This window comes from Streptomyces sp. NPDC017890 (assembly GCF_044328675.1).
GTDB lineage: Bacteria > Actinomycetota > Actinomycetes > Streptomycetales > Streptomycetaceae > Streptomyces.
In genome coordinates this window covers 52,981-69,776 of the sequence record NZ_JBIRHU010000001.1, presented here as the reverse complement: position 1 = coordinate 69,776, position 16,796 = coordinate 52,981, and the positions used below count along the sequence as shown (strand labels likewise).

Sequence of the window (16,796 nt, the reverse complement as noted above, 5' to 3'; positions counted from 1 at the left end):
CCACCCGCGGCCCAGACCACCCGCAGCCGAAACCCACCCCCTGGAAGGACTACATTGCGTACCGCCCGCTTCACCCTCGACCCCGCCTTCACCATCGGCGAAGTCAACCCCCGCCTCTTCGGCTCCTTCGTGGAACACCTCGGCCGCTGCGTGTACACCGGCATCTTCGAACCCGGCCACCCCACCGCCGACGACGCCGGCCTGCGCCAGGACGTGCTGGACCTGGTCCGGGAACTCGGCGTCACCGCCATCCGCTACCCCGGCGGCAACTTCGTCTCCGGCTACAAGTGGGAGGACTCGGTCGGCCCGGTGGAGGACCGCCCCCGCCGCCTCGACCTGGCCTGGCGCTCCACGGAGACCAACCGCTTCGGCCTCTCCGAGTACATCGCCTTCCTGAAGAAGATCGGCCCCCAGGCCGAGCCGATGATGGCGGTCAACCTCGGCACCCGCGGCGTCGCCGAGGCCCTCGAACTCCAGGAGTACGCCAACCACCCCTCCGGCACCGCACTCTCCGACCTGCGCGCCGAGCACGGCGACAAGGACCCCTTCGGCATCAAACTCTGGTGCCTGGGCAATGAGATGGACGGCCCCTGGCAGACCGGCCACAAGACCGCCGAGGAGTACGGCCGGGTCGCCGCCGAGACCGCGCGCGCCATGCGCCAGATCGACCCGGACCTCGAACTCGTCGCCTGCGGCTCCTCCGGCCAGTCCATGGAGACCTTCGCCGAGTGGGAGGCGACGGTCCTCAAGGAGACGTACGACCTGGTCGACCACATCTCCCTGCACGCCTACTACGAGCCGCACGACGGCGACATCGACTCCTTCCTCGCCTCGGCCGTGGACATGGAGTCGTTCATCGAGAACGTCGTCGCCACCTGCGACCACATCGGCGCCCGCCTCAAGTCCAAGAAGAGGATCAACCTCTCCTTCGACGAGTGGAACGTCTGGTACATGGCCAAGACCCAGGCCGAGGTCAGCGCCCTGGACTGGCCCGAGGCGCCCCGCCTGCTGGAGGACAACTACAGCCTCACCGACGCGGTCGTCTTCGGCTCGCTCCTCATCGCCCTGCTCCGGCACGCCGACCGCGTCACCGTCGCCTGCCTCGCCCAGCTCGTCAACGTCATCGCCCCGATCATGACCGAGCCGGGCGGCCCGGCCTGGCGCCAGACGACCTTCTTCCCGTTCGCACAGGCCTCGAAGTACGGCCGCGGCGAGGTCCTCGACGTCCGGGTGGACTCACCGACGTACGAGACGAAGAAGTACGGCGAGGCCGACCTGCTGCACGCCACCGCCGTGCGCGCCGAGGACGGCTCGGTCACCGTCTTCGCCGTCAACCGCTCCCGCACCGAGTCGCTGCCGCTCGACGTCGCCCTGAGCGGCCTGGACCTGACCGAGGTCGTCGAGCACAGCGCCCTCGCGGACGCCGACCCCGACGCCCGCAACACGCTTGCCGAGCCCGAGCGGGTCGTCCCGCACCCGGTCCGGGGCACGCAGCTGCGGGACGGCGCGCTGACCGCCTCCCTGGAGCCGCTGTCCTGGAACGTGATCCGGCTGCGCTGAGCCCGGAAGCCCGGAAGCCCGGAAGCCCGGAAGCCCGGGAGCCCGGAAGCCCGGAAGCCCGGGAGCCCGGAAAGCCCGGGGAGCCCGGGGAGCCCGGCAGGGGTCAGCGGCGCGGGCGGCCGGGGGAGGTGACCGGTGTCACCGGCACCCCTCCGGCCGCGCCGCCCAGCAGCTTCAGCCGTACCGTCCCCGGCCCGGACGCGGTGTCGCCGCCGGCCAGGACGGCGAGGGCCAGGGTGTTGGCGGCGGCGCGGGTGCGCAGGATGCCGTTCGGCAGGACGAAGGTGTGCGGCGCGCCCGTCGGGCCGCCCGCGTACTCGCCCATGTTCCAGCCGTTGAGGAAGACCTGGGCGCGGTAGTCGCGGTCCGGGTCGTCGCGGCCCGGCTCGTCGTCGAGGACGAGCCCGACCGAGGCGTCGACGTCCGGCGGGACGTCCAGCCGGAAGGTGGTCCGGTACCAGGTCACGCCCTGGCGCCGGTCCGCCCGGGGCAGGGACACGGACTCCCAGCCCCCGTCGTCGTACCCGGGCAGGTGCCAGCCGTGCCGCTCCCCGAACAGCCCGCCGTGGTTGAGCGGCCCGCGCACGGGGTCGGGCGCGGCGGCGCCCTGGATCCGCCACCTCACCTTCGGTGACGCCCCCTCGAAGGCGACCGACGTCAGACCCCGGGCCGCGCGGTAGTCGTCCTGGTCGTGCTGCGTGCGCCGGACGAGGACGGACAGGACGGGGGAGTCACCGGAGCCGGGTCTCTCCCGCGGTTCCTTCCGCAGCGCCCGCCGCAGTGCCTCGGGCAGCCGGAAGCGGGCCGTGGCGGTCCACGTGCCCGTCCCGTCCGCCTCCCGGCTCATGCGGTGGGTGCCCAGCGGCTCCCCGTCCAGCCAGGCCATCAGCAGGCCCCGCGCGCCCGTGCTGTAGGTGAGGGACACCGACTCCAGGCCCGTGGCGCCGCTGAGCCGGCCCCGGTACCAGACGTCGCCGTAGTGGAAGCCGTAGTCGTCGGCGAAGAGCACGGGCTGCCCGTCGGGCACGGGGGTCGTGCTGTACGACGTCCGCCGGTCGGCGGCCGTCCAGCCCGAGTCGTCGTAGCCGGGGCGGGACTCGGGGTTCTCGGTGCGGCGCCGCCAGCCGTCCAGCGCGGGCAGCACCAGCTCCGGCACGCCGGGCAGCTGCCAGGTGGCCAGCAGGCTGTGGGCGCGGCTCGCCGTCGTACTGACCGCGCCGCCGTTCCAGGTCACGTCGGTGATGCCGCGCGGCGCCCACACCTCGAGGCCGCACTCCTCGACCGTGTCACCGGTCAGCCGGATGGTGGCACCGTCCAGGGCGACGTCGCGCAGCAGCGCCGGGCCGTGCACGAGGACCCGGCCCGACGGGGTCTCGTACGGCCACAGCCGCAGCGAGGCGGCGTCGTCGGCGAAGAGCAGCAGCAGGGTGCGGTCGGACTTGCCGCTGCGCACCCGCACCCGGGTCAGCCGGTTCTCCTCGAGGGGCACCGTGACGTGCAGTTTTCCGTGGTCGTACGCCCAGGCGGCCTCCTCGTCCAGTCGGGTCGGCCACGGCTCGTGCGGGCAGTCCAGTACCAGGTGCGCCATCTCGCCGGCCCGGCCCACGAAGGCGGCGATGTCCAGCCGCCCGACGCTGAACGACAGCATGGGCTGCACGGTGGCGTACGCCAGTTTCCGTCCCGCGCCCAGGTGGAGTCCGGTGGCGTACAGCTTGGCGTCCCGGGCGGGGACGGTGACCTCCACGTCGGCCCCGCCCATCGGCACCTTCGAGGTGACGTCGGTCGCGGAGTCGTTGCGCACGACGTACGCGTGGGTGCCGGTGTCCGGGTTGGCCAGGTGCCGGACCCGGATCCGGGCGTCCGCGGCCCTGACGCCGGACGCCTCCTCCAGCCGGGTGAAGTCGGGGATGTGACGCAGCAGCTGGCCCAGCTGGTGGAGCGGGGCGAGCTTGTCCGTCGGCCGGCGCGCCTCGTCGATCGCGGCGGTGGGGTCGTACGTGGGTGTGGGAGCGGACGGCGCGGGCAGCCAGCCCCAGGAGGTGCCGCCGAACGCCGTGCGGACGTTGTGCAGCGTGATCCCGCGCGCGAGGTGGTCGAGATGGACGCGCCGCGCGTCGGCGGCGTCCCGGGTCCGCTCCGCCTCGCCCCAGGGGGCCGGGGTGTCGGTGTGCAGCACGGGTACGTCGATGCCGTCGGCGCGGAGCCTGTCGTGCAGGCGGGTCAGGCGGGCGCGCTGCGGGGCGTCGACCCGGTAGAGCAGGACGGTGCCCTCGCCCCGGGTGTACTGGTGCCGGGCGGCGACGGCGTTGACGCGGCTCAGCCACTCGTCGGCGTGGCGCAGGTACGCGGCGTCGAGGGTCCGGGCCCGGCCCTCGGCGGCCGTCAGCCAGCCGGGCAGGCCGCCCGCGTCCACGTCCGCGCCGATGTACGGGCCGGGCTGGAGGACGACGTACATCCGGGACTCGGCGGCCGTGCGCAGGAACAGGTCCAGGTCGCGGACGCCGGTGAAGTCGTACCTGCCGGGGGCGGGGGAGTGCTGGTTCCAGGCGAGGCGGACGCTGACCGCGTTGTAGCCGTACGCCCGCATCTTCTGCAGCACGTCCCGCCACAGGGACGGGCTCGGCAGCCGGAAGGGGTGCATCTCGCCGGACCACAGGGCGAGGCGTCTGCCGTCGATCAGCAGGGAGTACCGGTCCAGGGCGACCCGGTGGCGCACGCCGTCGGCGCCGGGCGGCCCGGGCGGCGGACCGGTGGGCACGGGGCCGCGAGCGCCGGAGCCGGGCAGCGCCTGGCTGCTCACGCTGCCGCCGAGCGCGAGACCGAGGACGGTGGTGCCCGCGAGGGCGCTGAACGCTCGTCTGCTGAGCCTGCTGAGCTCCAAGGGAGCCTCTCCTGTTGCCGTGCGTGTGGTGCTGCGCTGCCGGGCCATTCTCCACAAGGACGCGGCGATGCGTTAAATGGCCGGAGTTCGATCTGTTCGTGTCCTGCGGGGGTGCATACGAAGCGACCGTGAATGGCATGAGCACATCAGATGTGCGGCATTCGACGACCTCCACCCCGGTGAGCCTCATGACGATGGACTCGACCGGTGGGGACATCAGCACGGTGTACCACCTGGCGTGGAAGGAGTGCCCGGAGTCCTGACCGGCCGCCCGCCCGTGTCGTGGGTGATGTCAGCCGAGGGGCAGCCCGCGCTCCTCAAGCTCGTCCACGCACTCGTCGGGCACCCAGACCGACGTAGCGGTCTGCGTGCCCCGGGCGGGCGCCTCCCGTCGCTCCCGTCCGGCCTCGGCCCGCGCCTGCTCGACTTCGTCGGCGATCTCCTGGCAGTCGACGGCGTGCGTCTTCGGCGGTGTCGGTTCCTCGGCGGGGAACCACCCCAGCTCCTCCGGGGGCGACCCGGTGTCAAGAGCGGCGGTGGCGGCGGCGCCGGCCAGGCACAGCCCCGCCCACGCGACGACGATCGGCCGTCGGACCTTCACGCGACTCTCCTTCACCAAGGGCCGGTTCGGCCGCCGTCCGGGGACCTGTGCGGGAACTCGCCCGGTCCCCGCTGCCGGGCCGGGACACGTGGGGCGAGGGCCTGGAGTTCATGCGACCACCGCGAGGCGCCGACCGTCACTTCGTGGCGTGCGTGAGGAAATCGGCCCAGGCGGCGGGGGAGAGGCGGAGCTGGGGGCCCTGCGTGTGCTTGGAGTCGCGGACGTGGACGGTGTGGGGGAGGGTGGCTATTTCTACGCAGTCGTCTCCGGAGGCGCTGCTGTAGCTGCTCTTGATCCAGGCCGGTTCCGAGGTGCTCATAGGTCTCCTCGCATTCGTTCCAACAGGCCCAGCGAGTCCTGGAGGGTGAGAGCCTGTGAACGCATACTCGCATACCGTTTCTGAAGCACGCTGACCACTTTCGGGTCGGTGATCAACTGGCCGCTTTCCTGGCCCTCGTTGTACGCGAACCACTTGGTCTCCGGCGTCTCCAGCAAGCGCACCGGGCCCTGCAACCCGGAGTGCGAGGGCTGCATCAGCGGCATGACCTGGATCTCGACGTTGCGTAGTTCGACAGTCTTGAGTACATGCTCGATGAGCCCACGTGTCACCTCGACCCCGCCGGTACGCCTCAGGAAGAGGTGCTCCTCAAGGATGAAACTGAACGCGGTGTTCGGGCGCTCTCGCAGCAACTTCTGCCGTTCCGCTCGCGCTGCCCACCGCTCTTCGATTTGGAAGTCGTCCAGCGGCGGGAGTTGGGCGGCAGCCAGGGCCCGTACATACGCCTCCGTCTGCAGCAGCCCCGGAAGCATCCGGCACTCGTACGTGTACAGCGTGATCGCCGAGCTCTCCAGCTGAGCCCACCGCCGGAACCACGCCGCCAACCCCGGCTGCCGCACCAGATGGGTCGCCGCCCTCCGCAGTGCCCCCGTCCTCCCCAGGGCCTCCTCCGCGCGCTCCACGAACGCGGGGTCGGGCATCCGCCTGCCCAGCTCCACCGACGCCACCGTGTGTTTGGAGAACCGCACCAGTTCCCCGAACTCCTCCCGGCTCAGCCCCGCGTGCTCCCGCAGCCCCTGGACCACCGCCCCGAACGTCCGCAGACTGTCCGACGACTCATCGACCACTGTCGGTCACCTCCCCCGGTCATGGTCACGAACGGTGACCCGTACTGTCCAGTCCGTGACCGTGTACTCCGCCGCAGCGTACGCGGCGCCCACCTGGAGAAGCGCACCCGCCGGGCGTCAGATTGGGCGCATGACAGCACCGCCCGCACGCCGGGATCCGATTACCGTACGTGTGTTCTCCCAGCGCCTCAGCTCCACCCCGCGAGGCGCGCGACTGGCCCGGCGTCTCGCCCTCGCCCAGCTGCACGACTGGGGCGTCCCGCACGGCGCGGACGTCTCCGACGCGGTCGCCGTGATCGTCGCCGAACTGGCGGCCAACGCCGTGACCCACGGCCGGGTGGCCGGCCGCGACTTCGAGCTGCGGCTCTCCCTCGTGCCGGGCAGCGTCCGGATCGAAGTCACCGACACCCGCAGTGGACCGCCCCGGCCCGGCCTGCGGCAGCCGGGCCCGCTCGACGAGCACGGCCGCGGCCTGGCGTTGGTCGACGCGTTCGCCGACCGCTGGGAGGTGCTGGACCGCGAGCCGCCCGCCAAGACCGTGCGGGCGGAGGTCGACGTGCCGGGCTGGGGGTCGCTCGTGCGGGCGCTCGGCGACGGCTGACGGACGGGTCAGGAGCCGTCCGGCCGGCACACCAGCGGCTTGTCCAGTTCGGAGCAGGGGCGGTGGCCCTTGGAGCGGATGATGTCCTTGCCGACCTCGTTGGCGAGGTAGCGCAGGAAGCCCGCGGCGATCGAGTCCGCCGGGGGTTCGCCGTAGGTGTAGGCGATCTCCGTCTCCCAGTAGGGGTACGCGCCCTGGTCGGCGCCCTCCAGTGTCGCGGGGTAGCCGTCGATGCGGATCAGCCGCACGTCCTTGTGGGCCTCGGCGAGACCGACCTCGCTGTAGCCGAGGGCGCCGCGGGTCGAAGCGACGGTGTTCAGCAGGGTCTCGGTCTTGTTGACCTCGCAGCGATTGGTCCGGCTCAGGTCCATGCCCCTGCAGTCGCTCGTCGTGACCGCCGGCAGGGGACGGTCGTCCAGGACCTGCCGCTGGAGGGCGGTGCGGGTGCCGGACCCCGGGTGGCGGCTGACGAGCTGGATCGGCAGCTCCTCGCCGCCCACGTCCTCCCAGCTGGTCACCTTGCCGGCGTAGATGTCCCGGACCTGCTGCAGGGACAGGTCCTGCACGCCGGTGTCCTTGTTCACGACCAGGGTGAACAAGGACAGGGCGACGGGGCGGGGCAGGAGCCGGGTGCGGCCGGGCGACTTGGGGCCGTCGCTGAACGTCAGCCGGTTGCCGAGCCCTTCGTCACCCTTCGCCTTGCCCTTGTTCTTCTCCATGTCCTTTTCCCCGGCCGCGGCGAGTGCGTCCAGCCCCGGGACGCTGCCCTCGAACTGGCTGTCGGAGAGCGGTATTCGCGCGCCGGGGCAGGTCTTCACGTACTGCTCCGCGGCCTGCTCCAGGACCAGCTTGAACGCGGTGGAGCCCGTCAGGTGCAGCGTCCCCTCGGCGCAGTCCAGCGGCGCGGCCACGGCGTCCTCGCCCCGGGCGAACGTGGACACCGACTGGGCGACGCTCACCAGGACGAGCACGGCGAGCAGCCAGCGGACCGGCCGGGACGCGAAGGGGTAGTACTCGGTCCTCTTGATGGTCCCGCCGCGCACCCCGCCGACGATGCCCGCGGTGACCTCCGGGTCGGGGAAGTCGGTCTCGGTGAACGTCGGGACACGGTCCAGGACCGCCAGCACCTTGTAGTGGGCCCGGCGGTTGAGCTTCACCTTCGGCAGTCTGATGACGCCGTCCGAGGCCCCGAAGCCCGGCGTCCCCGGTGCGAAGAAGTCGCGCAGCACGGTGTGGCTGCACTCCGTCACGACCATGCCGACCACGCGGCGGCCCGGGAACCTCACGCGTATGCCCACCGCGTCGTTGGCGGGGGCCACGTAGTCCTCCTCGACTATCGGGGTCCAGCCGACGTTCTCGATGCGCAGCAGGGCGACCGACGGGTCGTGCAGGCCGACGCCGTCCCACTGCATGCGCTGGAGCACCCCGGCCTCCGGTCCGGAGGAGGTGGCCGAGTCCCGGGCGCTGGTGTCCATCTGCACGCGGTAGCCGAGCCGTTTGCGGCCCGCGAGGAAGAACTCCCACAGGGCTGCCGTCACGGGCACGGCGAGGCCGAGCACCGCGATCACGGACTCCCACGGAAAACCGTTCATGGCCGACTCCCGACTTGCGACTCAGGACGTACGCGCGTGGATGGGGAGGCCATGTTGTCCGCAGTGGCGGGGGAACAGCCCGGGCCGTGCTGACCATCCGTCAGGAATTCACCGGTTCGTCACCCGCGCATCGTGGTGTTTCCCGGAAGTTGGTTGCCGTTGCTGCGCGGGCCATTGACGCGCATGGGGTTCGTCCCTACGTTCCCGTCCGAAGACACGATCGATGTTCGAAATACGGAACAGGAGTGTCCCCCCATGAGCCGCAAGAGAACCGCACTTCTCGCCCTTCCCGCCGCCGCCCTGCTCGCCCTCGTCCCCACCTCGGCGTCGGCCTACCCCAACCCCGGCCGGGTCACCGGCTCCGTCGTCACGCACGACCCGACGATGATCCGCACCTCGTCCGGGCAGTACCAGCTCTACGCCACCGGCGGCGGCATCAGCAGCAAGACGTCGTCCGACCGCACCGCCTTCTCCGCCGGCGCGGACGCGTTCGGCTCCCGGCCCGGCTGGTGGTCGCGCTACTCCTCCGTCCCGGAGGCCTGGGCGCCCGACATCTCGCACCACGGCGGCAAGTACCTGATGTACTACTCGGTCTCGAAGTTCGGCACCAACACCTCCGCCATCGGGCTGGCCGGCTCCACCACCGGACAGCCGGGCAGCTGGAGCGACTACGGCATCGTCTACACCTCCAGCTCCTCCAGCGACTACAACGCCATCGACCCCAACCTCTTCGTCGACGACGACGGCAAGTGGTGGCTGTCCTTCGGCAGCTGGTGGACCGGCATCAAGATGATCCGGATCGACCCGTCCACCGGGAAGCAGCTCGCCTCCGACACCGCCCGGCGCTCCCTCGCCTCCCGGCCGTCCGGCACCAAGGCCGTCGAGGCCCCGTACATCGTCAAGCGGAACGGGTACTACTACCTCTTCGCCTCGTACGACACCTGCTGCGCCGGCACCAGCTCCACGTACAAGGTCAAGGTCGGCCGGGCGACCAGCGTCACCGGGCCCTACCACGACCGCAACGGCGTCTCGATGATGAACAACGGCGGCACGCCCGTGCTCGAGTCGCACGGCAGCGTCATCGGCCCCGGCGGCCAGTCGATCATGAACGACGTCGACGGCGACCTGATCGTCTACCACTACTACGACGGCAACGACAACGGCACGTCCAAGCTCGGCATCAACCTCCTGAACTGGAGCAGCGGATGGCCCGTCGCCTACTGACCCTGCTGGCCGCCCTGCTGCTCGCCCTCTCGTTCGGGCAGTCCTCCGCGAGCGCGGCCACCTTCGCCAACCCGGTCAAGGCCCAGAAGGGCGCCGACCCCTGGATCACCTACCACAGCGGCAACTACTACATGGTGTCGACGAGCTGGACCGACGTCATCACCGTCCGCAGGTCGCCCACCCTCGGTGGGCTCGCCACCGCGCCCAGCGTGCAGGTGTGGCAGGGCGACGCGGCCTCCCGGTGCTGCAACATCTGGGCGCCCGAGCTGCACTACCTGAACGGTCGCTGGTACCTGTACTACGTCGCCGGGCAGAACGTCTCCGACTACAACCCGACCCAGCGCAGCCACGTCCTGGAGAGCGCCGGCTCCGACCCCATGGGGCCGTACACCTACCGGGGACAGCTCAATCCCGCCTGGATGCTCGACCCCACGGTGGCGACGATCAACGGTCGGCTGTACCTCTTCGGCAGCACGCACAGCGGGACCCAGAACATCGTCGCCGCCCGGATGTCGAACCCGTACACGGTGGCCTCCTCCTTCACCACGGTCTCCACACCGACGTACGACTGGGAACGCTCGGGCGCCCCGGTCAACGAGGGGCCGGAGATCCTCCAACGGGGTGGCAGGACCTTCCTCGTCTACTCCGCCAGCGGCTGCTGGACGCCCGACTACAAGCTGGGGCAGCTGGAACTGACCGGGTCCGATCCGGCGTCCGCGTCCTCCTGGACGAAGAAGCCGACGGCACTCTTCCAGCGCAGTGACGGCAACGGCGTCTACGGGCCCGGTCACAACGGCTTCTTCACCTCGCCGGACGGCTCCGAGAGCTGGATCGTCTACCACGCCAACGACGCCGCCTCGGACGGCTGCGACAACGGGCGTACGGCGCGGGCGCAGAAGTTCACCTGGAACGGCGACGGCACGCCGAACCTCGGCACCCCGGTCCGGCTCGGGGCGGGCATGTCCGGACCCTCGGGCGAGCCGTCGGTCGTCTCGACGACGTACACGGTCACCAACCGCAACAGCGGCAAGTGCCTGGACGTGGCCGGGAGCTCTCCGACGGACGGGGCCGACGTGGCGCAGTACTCCTGCAACGGCGGCGCCAACCAGCGCTGGCGTCTGGAGGATCTCGGGGACGACACCCACCGGCTGGTCAACGTGGCCACCGGGAAGGTACTGGACACCGCCGACTGCTCGGCCGCCGACGGGGCCGATCTGCGGCAGTGGACCTGGCTGGACAACACCTGTCAGCGGTTCCGGTTCCTCGCCACGGACAGCGGTCACGTCCGGATCGTCAACCAGGCCACCGGCAAGGTCGCCGACGTCGCCGACTGCTCCACGGCCGACTCCGCCGATGTACGGCAGTGGACGTGGCTGAACAACGCGTGTCAGCAGTGGCGGCTGAACCCGGCCTGAAGCACCGTCCGCACCCTCACCTTCACCCCGTCCGGCCCATGCCCGCCGCGTTCGGCCGGCTCTGCGCCCCCGGCCGGCCCGTCGCCGGGACCGACTCCAGGCCGTTGGTGCCCCTGACCTGGGCGGCGGTGAGGCCGCCGCGGGCCGGTACGCCGGGCGGGGTGGGGCCGGCGGGCACCGGGGAGGGCATGGGCTGCGGGGCCGGTGCCGGGGCGGGCACGGGCGGCTGCGGGACCGGTGCCGGGTGGGGGACCGGCACCGGTCCGGGATACGGCGCCGGCTGGGGGACCGGCACCGCCTGCGGGACCTGCCGCGGTGCCGCCGGGGCGACGGGCACCGCGGCGGGGAGCGGCATACCGCTGCCGGCGTCCGGGGCGGCGGCGAGCCCCGGGACACCGGCACCGGCGGCCTGGGCGGCGATCCCCCGCAGGCCGGCCCCGTTGGTCTCGCTCATCAGGCGGTCGACCGCCGCCGTGCCCGAGCTGTAGCCGGTCCCTGTGGCCGGCTCGGGCACGGCGGCTCCCCTCCTGGTCCCGTAGAGCACCTGTTCCAGACCGGACACCAGGCGACGCACGTCGACCTGGGGGCGCACCACGAGACGCAGGAAGCGGCTGGACGAACCGATCTTGTTGCCGCATTCACGGACCAGGATCCGGTGCTCGGTGAGCATCCGGTCCCGGACGACGGTGCCCTCGGCGCCCACGGGGAGGCGCACGAAGAGGAAGTTGCCCTGCGAGGGGTAGACGGTCAGGCCGGGCAGCGCGGACAGCCGGCCGGCCATCTCCAGGCGGTCGCGGCGGACCTGGTGGAGGCTTCGCGCGTACTCGGCGCCGTGGTCGCGCAGCATGAACACCACGTGCTCGGCGAGAGAGTTGAGGTTCCATTTCGGGAGCATGGCGCGCACCCGGCCCGCCAGCTGCGGATTGGTGACGAGGTAGCCGAAGCGGATGCCGTGCAGGCCGAAGTTCTTGCCGAGGCTGCGCAGGACGACGACGTTGGGGCGCAGCATCGCCTCCTGGGCCGCGCTGGGCTCCGCCTCCGCGTCGGCGAACTCCAGGAACGACTCGTCGATCACGACGAGGTCCCGGTCGGCCATCGCGTCCATGAACCGCACGAGCGCCTGCTTGTGCAGGTAGCCGCCGTCGGGGTTGTTGGGGTTGCAGACCACCACCGCCCGCGTCCCCCTGGCCCGGACGAACTCGGCGTACCGCGTGAGGTCGAGGGCGAAGCCGTCGGCCTCCTGGAGCGGGAACATGTCGACCCGTTTGCCGGTCTCCATGGGCTGGTCGGTCCAGCGGCCGAAGGTGGGGACGGGGACGGCGAGGGACTCGCGGACCAGCAGGTGGTCGATCCAGGTGATCAGCTCCGTGGAGCCGTTGCCCATGGCCACGCACTGCGGCGGCAGTCGGAGCAGGCCGCACAGCTCGGCGGTGATGGTGTCTGCGCTGCTCGGGTAGTACGTGATGATCTCGCGCAGCCGGCCGGCCATCTCGTCGAACATCGCCGGGGTGGGGAAGTACGGGTTGCAGGGGATGCAGAAGTCCACCGGGCCGGCGCCCGCCGCCTCGCCGCTCTCCCGCGTCAGCGCCGCCATGGACGGGCTGTGCGCCGCGGTGCTGCGGAACAACGAGGTGACGTTCCCGGACAAGTGGACCTCCGTGACTGGGCGGCCCGCGCGGGGGACACGGGCCGCCCTTGTGTACGGAGGCGGACGGGGCACCGTTCAACAGGTGTGAAGAAAGTGTGCCCGCGCCCTGCTGCCGCCTAGGCGTCGAACGAGTGCACCGTGGACGTCCGGTAGGTCTCACCGGGCCGCAGCACGGTCGACGGGAACGACGGCTGGTTCGGCGAGTCCGGGAAGTGCTGCGTCTCCAGGCACAGGGCGTCGCCCTGACGGTAGAGGGAGCCGCCGGTGCCGGTCAGGGTGCCGTCGAGGAAGTTGCCCGAGTAGAACTGCAGCCCGGGCTGGTCGGTGGCGATGCGCAGGGTGCGGCCCGACGCGCGGTCGCGCAGGGTGGCGATGTGCTCGGGGCGGTCGGTGATGCCCTTGTCGAGGACCCAGTTGTGGTCGAAGCCCTTGGCGGTGATCAGCTGCGGGTGGGCGTCCCGGATGTCCCGGCCGATCGGCTTGGCCCGGCGGAAGTCGAAGGGCGTCCCGGACACCTTCGCCAGTTCGCCCGTCGGGATGAGGCCCGCGTCGGTGGGCGTGTAGCGGGACGCGGCGATCGACAGCTCGTGGTCCTCGATCGTGCCGCTGCCCTCGCCGGCCAGGTTCCAGTAGACGTGGCTGGTGAGGTTGACGACGGTGGCCTTGTCGGTGGTGGCCTCGTAGTCGATGCGCCAGTCCCCGCTCCGGGTGAGCGTGTACGTCACCTTCGCCTTGAGCGTGCCCGGGTAGCCCATCTCGCCGTCGACGCTGGTGTAGTGCAGGACCAGGCCGACGTCGGAGCCCTCGGTGAACGGCTCGACGTCCCACACCCGGTAGTCGAAGCCCAGGGCGCCGCCGTGCAGGGAGTTCTCGCCGTCGTTGACGGAGAGCTGGTACTGCTTGCCGTCGAGGGTGAAGCGGCCCTTCGCGATGCGGTTGCCGTACCGCCCGATCAGGGCGCCGAAGTGCGGGCTGCGGGCCACGTAGTCGTCGAGGTTGTCGAAGCCCAGCGAGACGTTCTCGTAGCGGCCCCGGCGGTCGGGGATCTCCAGGGACTGGACGACCCCGCCGTAGGACAGCACCTTCATCCGCGTGCCGCCGTTCTCCAGCGACCAGAGGTACACCTTCGTGCCGTCGGCGAGCTTGCCGAAGAGCTCCTTCACCGGCTTCCTGCCTCCCGTGGCGTGTGCCGTGCCGCCGACCGTGGCCGCGGCGATGCCCGCCGCGGTGGCGGAGGCTATGACCGTGCGTCTGCTCAGTTCCATTGCGGCTCCTGTACTTCCGTGAAAGAAGCGGGCCCCGCCTGCTTCGGCAGGCGGGGCCCGAAGTGACCTACGAACCGACCCTGCGCTTGTTCCACACGTCGAACCCGACCGCCGCCAGCAGCACCGCGCCCTTGATGACCTGCTGCCAGTCGGTGCCGATGCCGACGAGGTTCATGCCGTTGTTCAGCACGCCCAGGACCAGGCCGCCGATGATCGCGCCGAGGACCGTGCCGACGCCGCCGCTCATCGACGCGCCGCCGATGAACGAGGCGGCGATGGCCTCCAGCTCGAAGTTGAGGCCGGCCTTGGGAGAGGCCGCGTTGAAGCGGGCGGCGAAGACCAGACCCGCCAGGGCCGCGAGCATGCCCATGTTCAGGAAGACCAGGAAGGTGACCTTCTTGTCCTTCACGCCCGACAGCTTGGCCGCGGGCAGGTTGCCGCCGATGGCGTAGATGTGGCGGCCGATGATCGCGTTGCGCATCAGGTAGCCGAACCCGACGACCAGCGCGCCCAGGATGAGCAGCACGACCGGAGCGCCCTTGTAGCTGGCGAGCAGCAGCGTGACGACGAGGACGGCGGAGACCAGCGCGACCAGCTTGAGCGCGAACAGCTTGACCGGCGGTACCTCGAGGGCGAACTCCTGCTGCCGCTTGCGGTCGCGGACCTCCTGGAACACCACGAAGGCGATCAGGGCGAAGCCCAGCAGCAGGGTGAGGTTGTGGTAGTTGGTGTTCGGGCCGACCTCGGGCAGGAAGCCGTTGGCGATCTTCTGCAGGTCCTTCGGGAACGGGCCGAGGGTCTGGCCCTTCAGGAAGATCTCCGTCAGTCCGCGGAAGAGCAGCATGCCCGCCAAGGTCACGATGAACGACGGTATGCCGAGATAGGCGATGAAGAACCCTTGCACCGCCCCCGCGGCCGCGCCGATGGCCAGGCAGAGCACCACCGCGAGCGGCCAGGGCAGGTCGTTGTCGACCATGAGTACGGCGGCCATCGCGCCGATGAACGCCGTCAGCGAGCCGACCGACAGGTCGATGTGGCCCGCGATGATGACGAGCATCATGCCGATCGCGAGGATCAGGATGTAGCTGTTCTGCAGTACCAGGTTGGAGACGTTGCGCGGCAGCAGCAGGTCGCCGTCGGACCACACCGCGAACAGCACCACGATCAGGCCGAGGGCCATCAGCATGCCGTACTGGCGCATGTTGCGGCGCATGCCGTCGAGCATCAGCTGGAGCAGGCCGCCGCCGGCGGCCGTCCCGTCCTTGCCGGGCGGCGCGGGGGCCGGGGTCTTGGCGGTCACGTCCGTGCTCATCGGGTTACCTCTTTGTCCTTCTTGTCCTTCGTCATCCGACGCATCAGCGCTTCCTGCGAGGCCTCGGCCCGCGAGAACTCACCCGTGAGCCGGCCCGCGGCCATCGTGTAGACGCGGTCGCACATGCCGAGCAGCTCCGGCAGTTCGGAGGAGATGAAGACGACCGCCTTGCCCTGGGCGGCCAGCTGGTCGATGACCGTGTAGATCTCGTACTTGGCGCCCACGTCGATGCCGCGCGTGGGCTCGTCCAGGATCAGCACCTCGGGACCCGCGAAGATCCACTTGCTGAGGACGACCTTCTGCTGGTTGCCGCCGGACAGCTTGCCCACCGGCTCGAAGACGGTCGGCGCCTTGATGTTCATGGACTTGCGGAAGTCCTCGGCGACCTGCCGCTCCCCGTGCTCGTCGACCACACCCCGCTTGGAGACCTTGCCCAGCGCGGTCAGCGAGATGTTCCGGTTGATGGTGTCGATGAGGTTGAGGCCGTAGTGCTTGCGGTCCTCGGTGACGTACGCGATGCCGTGCCCGACCGCCTCCGGGACGGTCTTGGTACGGATCTCGGTGCCGTCCCTGAGGACCGTGCCGCCCGCGTACCGGCCGTAGGTGCGGCCGAAGACGCTCATCGCGAGTTCGGTGCGGCCGGCGCCCATGAGCCCGGCGATGCCGACGATCTCGCCGCGCCGCACCTCGATCGAGACGTCGTCGACGACCTTGCGCTGCTGGTCGATGGGGTGGTGCACGGTCCAGTTGCGGATCTCCAGGGCCGGGGCGGTGCCCTCCTCCGGCTGGTGCGGGGTCCGCTCCGGGAAGCGGTTCTCCAGGTCGCGGCCGACCATCCCGCTGATGATCCGGTCCTCGGTCGTCTCCTCGGCCTTCACGTCGAGCGTCTCGATGGACTGCCCGTCGCGGATGATCGTCACCGAGTCGGCGACCCGTCGGATCTCGTTCAGCTTGTGCGAGATGATGATCGAGGTCATGCCCTGTTCCTTCAACTGAAGGATCAGGTCGAGGAGTTTGCCGCTGTCCTCGTCGTTGAGCGCCGCCGTCGGCTCGTCGAGGATGAGCAGCTTCACCTTCTTCGACAGCGCCTTGGCGATCTCCACCAGCTGCTGCTTGCCCACGCCGATGTCGGCGACGCGGGTCTCCGGGTGCTCGTCGAGACCTACCCGGCGCAGTAGCTCGGTGGCGTGCTTGAGGGTGTCGTTCCAGTTGATCAGTCCGCGCTTGGCGTGCTCGTTGCCGAGGAAGATGTTCTCCGCGATGGAGAGGTACGGCACCAGCGCCAGCTCCTGGTGGATGATCACGATGCCGTGCTGTTCGCTCGCCCGGATGTCCTTGAACCGGCAGGTCTCGCCCTCGAAGAGGATGTCCCCCTCGTAGCTGCCGTGCGGATGGACGCCGGAGAGCACCTTCATCAGGGTCGACTTGCCGGCGCCGTTCTCCCCGCAGATGGCGTGGACCTCGCCCTGGCGGACGGTCAGTGTGACGTCCGACAGCGCTTTGACACCGGGAAAGGTCTTGACGATCGAGCGCATTTCCAGGACGGGTCCCGCCATGGTCGTGCCTTCCAAT

Annotated in this window: 13 protein-coding genes and 1 pseudogene; 5 read left to right on the top strand and 9 right to left on the bottom strand. The window is 70.6% G+C overall.

From position 1 onward, the window contains the following. The first annotated feature begins 54 nt into the window (after positions 1-54). Positions 55-1,560 (top strand): alpha-N-arabinofuranosidase, encoded by a 1,506-nt coding sequence (locus ACH4F2_RS00335; RefSeq protein WP_398130446.1) that lies wholly within the window; start codon positions 55-57, stop codon positions 1,558-1,560. 103 nt (positions 1,561-1,663) lie between these two features. Here ACH4F2_RS00335 and ACH4F2_RS00330 read toward each other — a convergent pair whose 3' ends face one another. Then, positions 1,664-4,489, bottom strand: a complete 2,826-nt coding sequence (locus ACH4F2_RS00330; protein ID WP_398130445.1) for a beta-galactosidase — start codon at positions 4,487-4,489, stop codon at positions 1,664-1,666. A gap of 119 nt (positions 4,490-4,608) precedes the next feature. Here ACH4F2_RS00330 and ACH4F2_RS00325 point away from each other — a divergent pair. After that, a pseudogene (locus ACH4F2_RS00325) lies at positions 4,609-4,704 on the top strand (DUF4360 domain-containing protein); the annotation flags it as partial. A gap of 29 nt (positions 4,705-4,733) precedes the next feature. On the opposite strand, the gene ACH4F2_RS00320 reads toward ACH4F2_RS00325, so the two are convergent. From ACH4F2_RS00320 to ACH4F2_RS00310, 3 genes are all read right to left on the bottom strand, one after another. Next, positions 4,734-5,042, bottom strand: coding sequence for a hypothetical protein (locus ACH4F2_RS00320; protein ID WP_398130444.1), 309 nt, complete (start codon positions 5,040-5,042; stop codon positions 4,734-4,736). Positions 5,043-5,178: 136 nt separating this feature from the next. Beyond that, a complete protein-coding gene (locus ACH4F2_RS00315) occupies positions 5,179-5,361 on the bottom strand; it encodes a DUF397 domain-containing protein (protein ID WP_398130443.1) in 183 nt (60 codons plus the stop codon). Next, complete coding sequence (locus tag ACH4F2_RS00310; protein WP_398130442.1) at positions 5,358-6,167, bottom strand: helix-turn-helix domain-containing protein; 810 nt, start codon at positions 6,165-6,167, stop codon at positions 5,358-5,360. The genes ACH4F2_RS00315 and ACH4F2_RS00310 overlap by 4 nt, the downstream gene beginning before the upstream one ends. A 130-nt stretch (positions 6,168-6,297) precedes the next feature. Between ACH4F2_RS00310 and ACH4F2_RS00305 the strand changes: the two genes are divergently transcribed. After that, a complete protein-coding gene (locus ACH4F2_RS00305; RefSeq protein WP_398130441.1) occupies positions 6,298-6,768 on the top strand; it encodes an ATP-binding protein in 471 nt (156 codons plus the stop codon). Between the two features lie 8 nt (positions 6,769-6,776). Here ACH4F2_RS00305 and ACH4F2_RS00300 read toward each other — a convergent pair whose 3' ends face one another. Beyond that, positions 6,777-8,360 carry a substrate-binding domain-containing protein gene (locus tag ACH4F2_RS00300; RefSeq protein ID WP_398130440.1) on the bottom strand — a complete coding sequence of 528 codons (1,584 nt, stop codon included), beginning with the start codon at positions 8,358-8,360 and terminating at the stop codon, positions 6,777-6,779. A 255-nt stretch (positions 8,361-8,615) separates the two neighbouring features. Here ACH4F2_RS00300 and ACH4F2_RS00295 point away from each other — a divergent pair, with 255 nt between their 5' ends. Both ACH4F2_RS00295 and ACH4F2_RS00290 read left to right on the top strand, forming a co-directional pair. Continuing rightward, on the top strand, positions 8,616-9,584 hold the full coding sequence (locus ACH4F2_RS00295) for an arabinan endo-1,5-alpha-L-arabinosidase (RefSeq protein WP_398130439.1): 969 nt from the start codon (positions 8,616-8,618) through the stop codon (positions 9,582-9,584). Continuing rightward, positions 9,566-10,999, top strand: a complete 1,434-nt coding sequence (locus tag ACH4F2_RS00290) for a family 43 glycosylhydrolase (RefSeq protein WP_398130438.1) — start codon at positions 9,566-9,568, stop codon at positions 10,997-10,999. The genes ACH4F2_RS00295 and ACH4F2_RS00290 overlap by 19 nt, the downstream gene beginning before the upstream one ends. A 22-nt stretch (positions 11,000-11,021) precedes the next feature. Here ACH4F2_RS00290 and ACH4F2_RS00285 read toward each other — a convergent pair whose 3' ends face one another. The 4 genes from ACH4F2_RS00285 to mmsA form a co-directional block, all read right to left on the bottom strand. Next, on the bottom strand, positions 11,022-12,647 hold the full coding sequence (locus tag ACH4F2_RS00285) for a pyridoxal phosphate-dependent aminotransferase (protein WP_398130437.1): 1,626 nt from the start codon (positions 12,645-12,647) through the stop codon (positions 11,022-11,024). 116 nt (positions 12,648-12,763) lie between these two features. Then, positions 12,764-13,912: an aldose epimerase family protein gene (locus ACH4F2_RS00280; RefSeq protein WP_398130436.1), complete on the bottom strand. Its 1,149-nt coding sequence runs from the start codon at positions 13,910-13,912 to the stop codon at positions 12,764-12,766. 67 nt (positions 13,913-13,979) lie between these two features. Continuing rightward, a complete protein-coding gene (gene mmsB, locus ACH4F2_RS00275; RefSeq protein WP_398130435.1) occupies positions 13,980-15,224 on the bottom strand; it encodes a multiple monosaccharide ABC transporter permease in 1,245 nt (414 codons plus the stop codon). After that, the gene (gene mmsA / locus ACH4F2_RS00270) at positions 15,221-16,780 is read right to left on the bottom strand and encodes a multiple monosaccharide ABC transporter ATP-binding protein (protein WP_398130434.1); all 1,560 of its coding nucleotides are present in this window, start codon (positions 16,778-16,780) and stop codon (positions 15,221-15,223) included. Before mmsA ends, mmsB begins: the two co-directional genes overlap by 4 nt. Positions 16,781-16,796 lie beyond the last annotated feature (16 nt).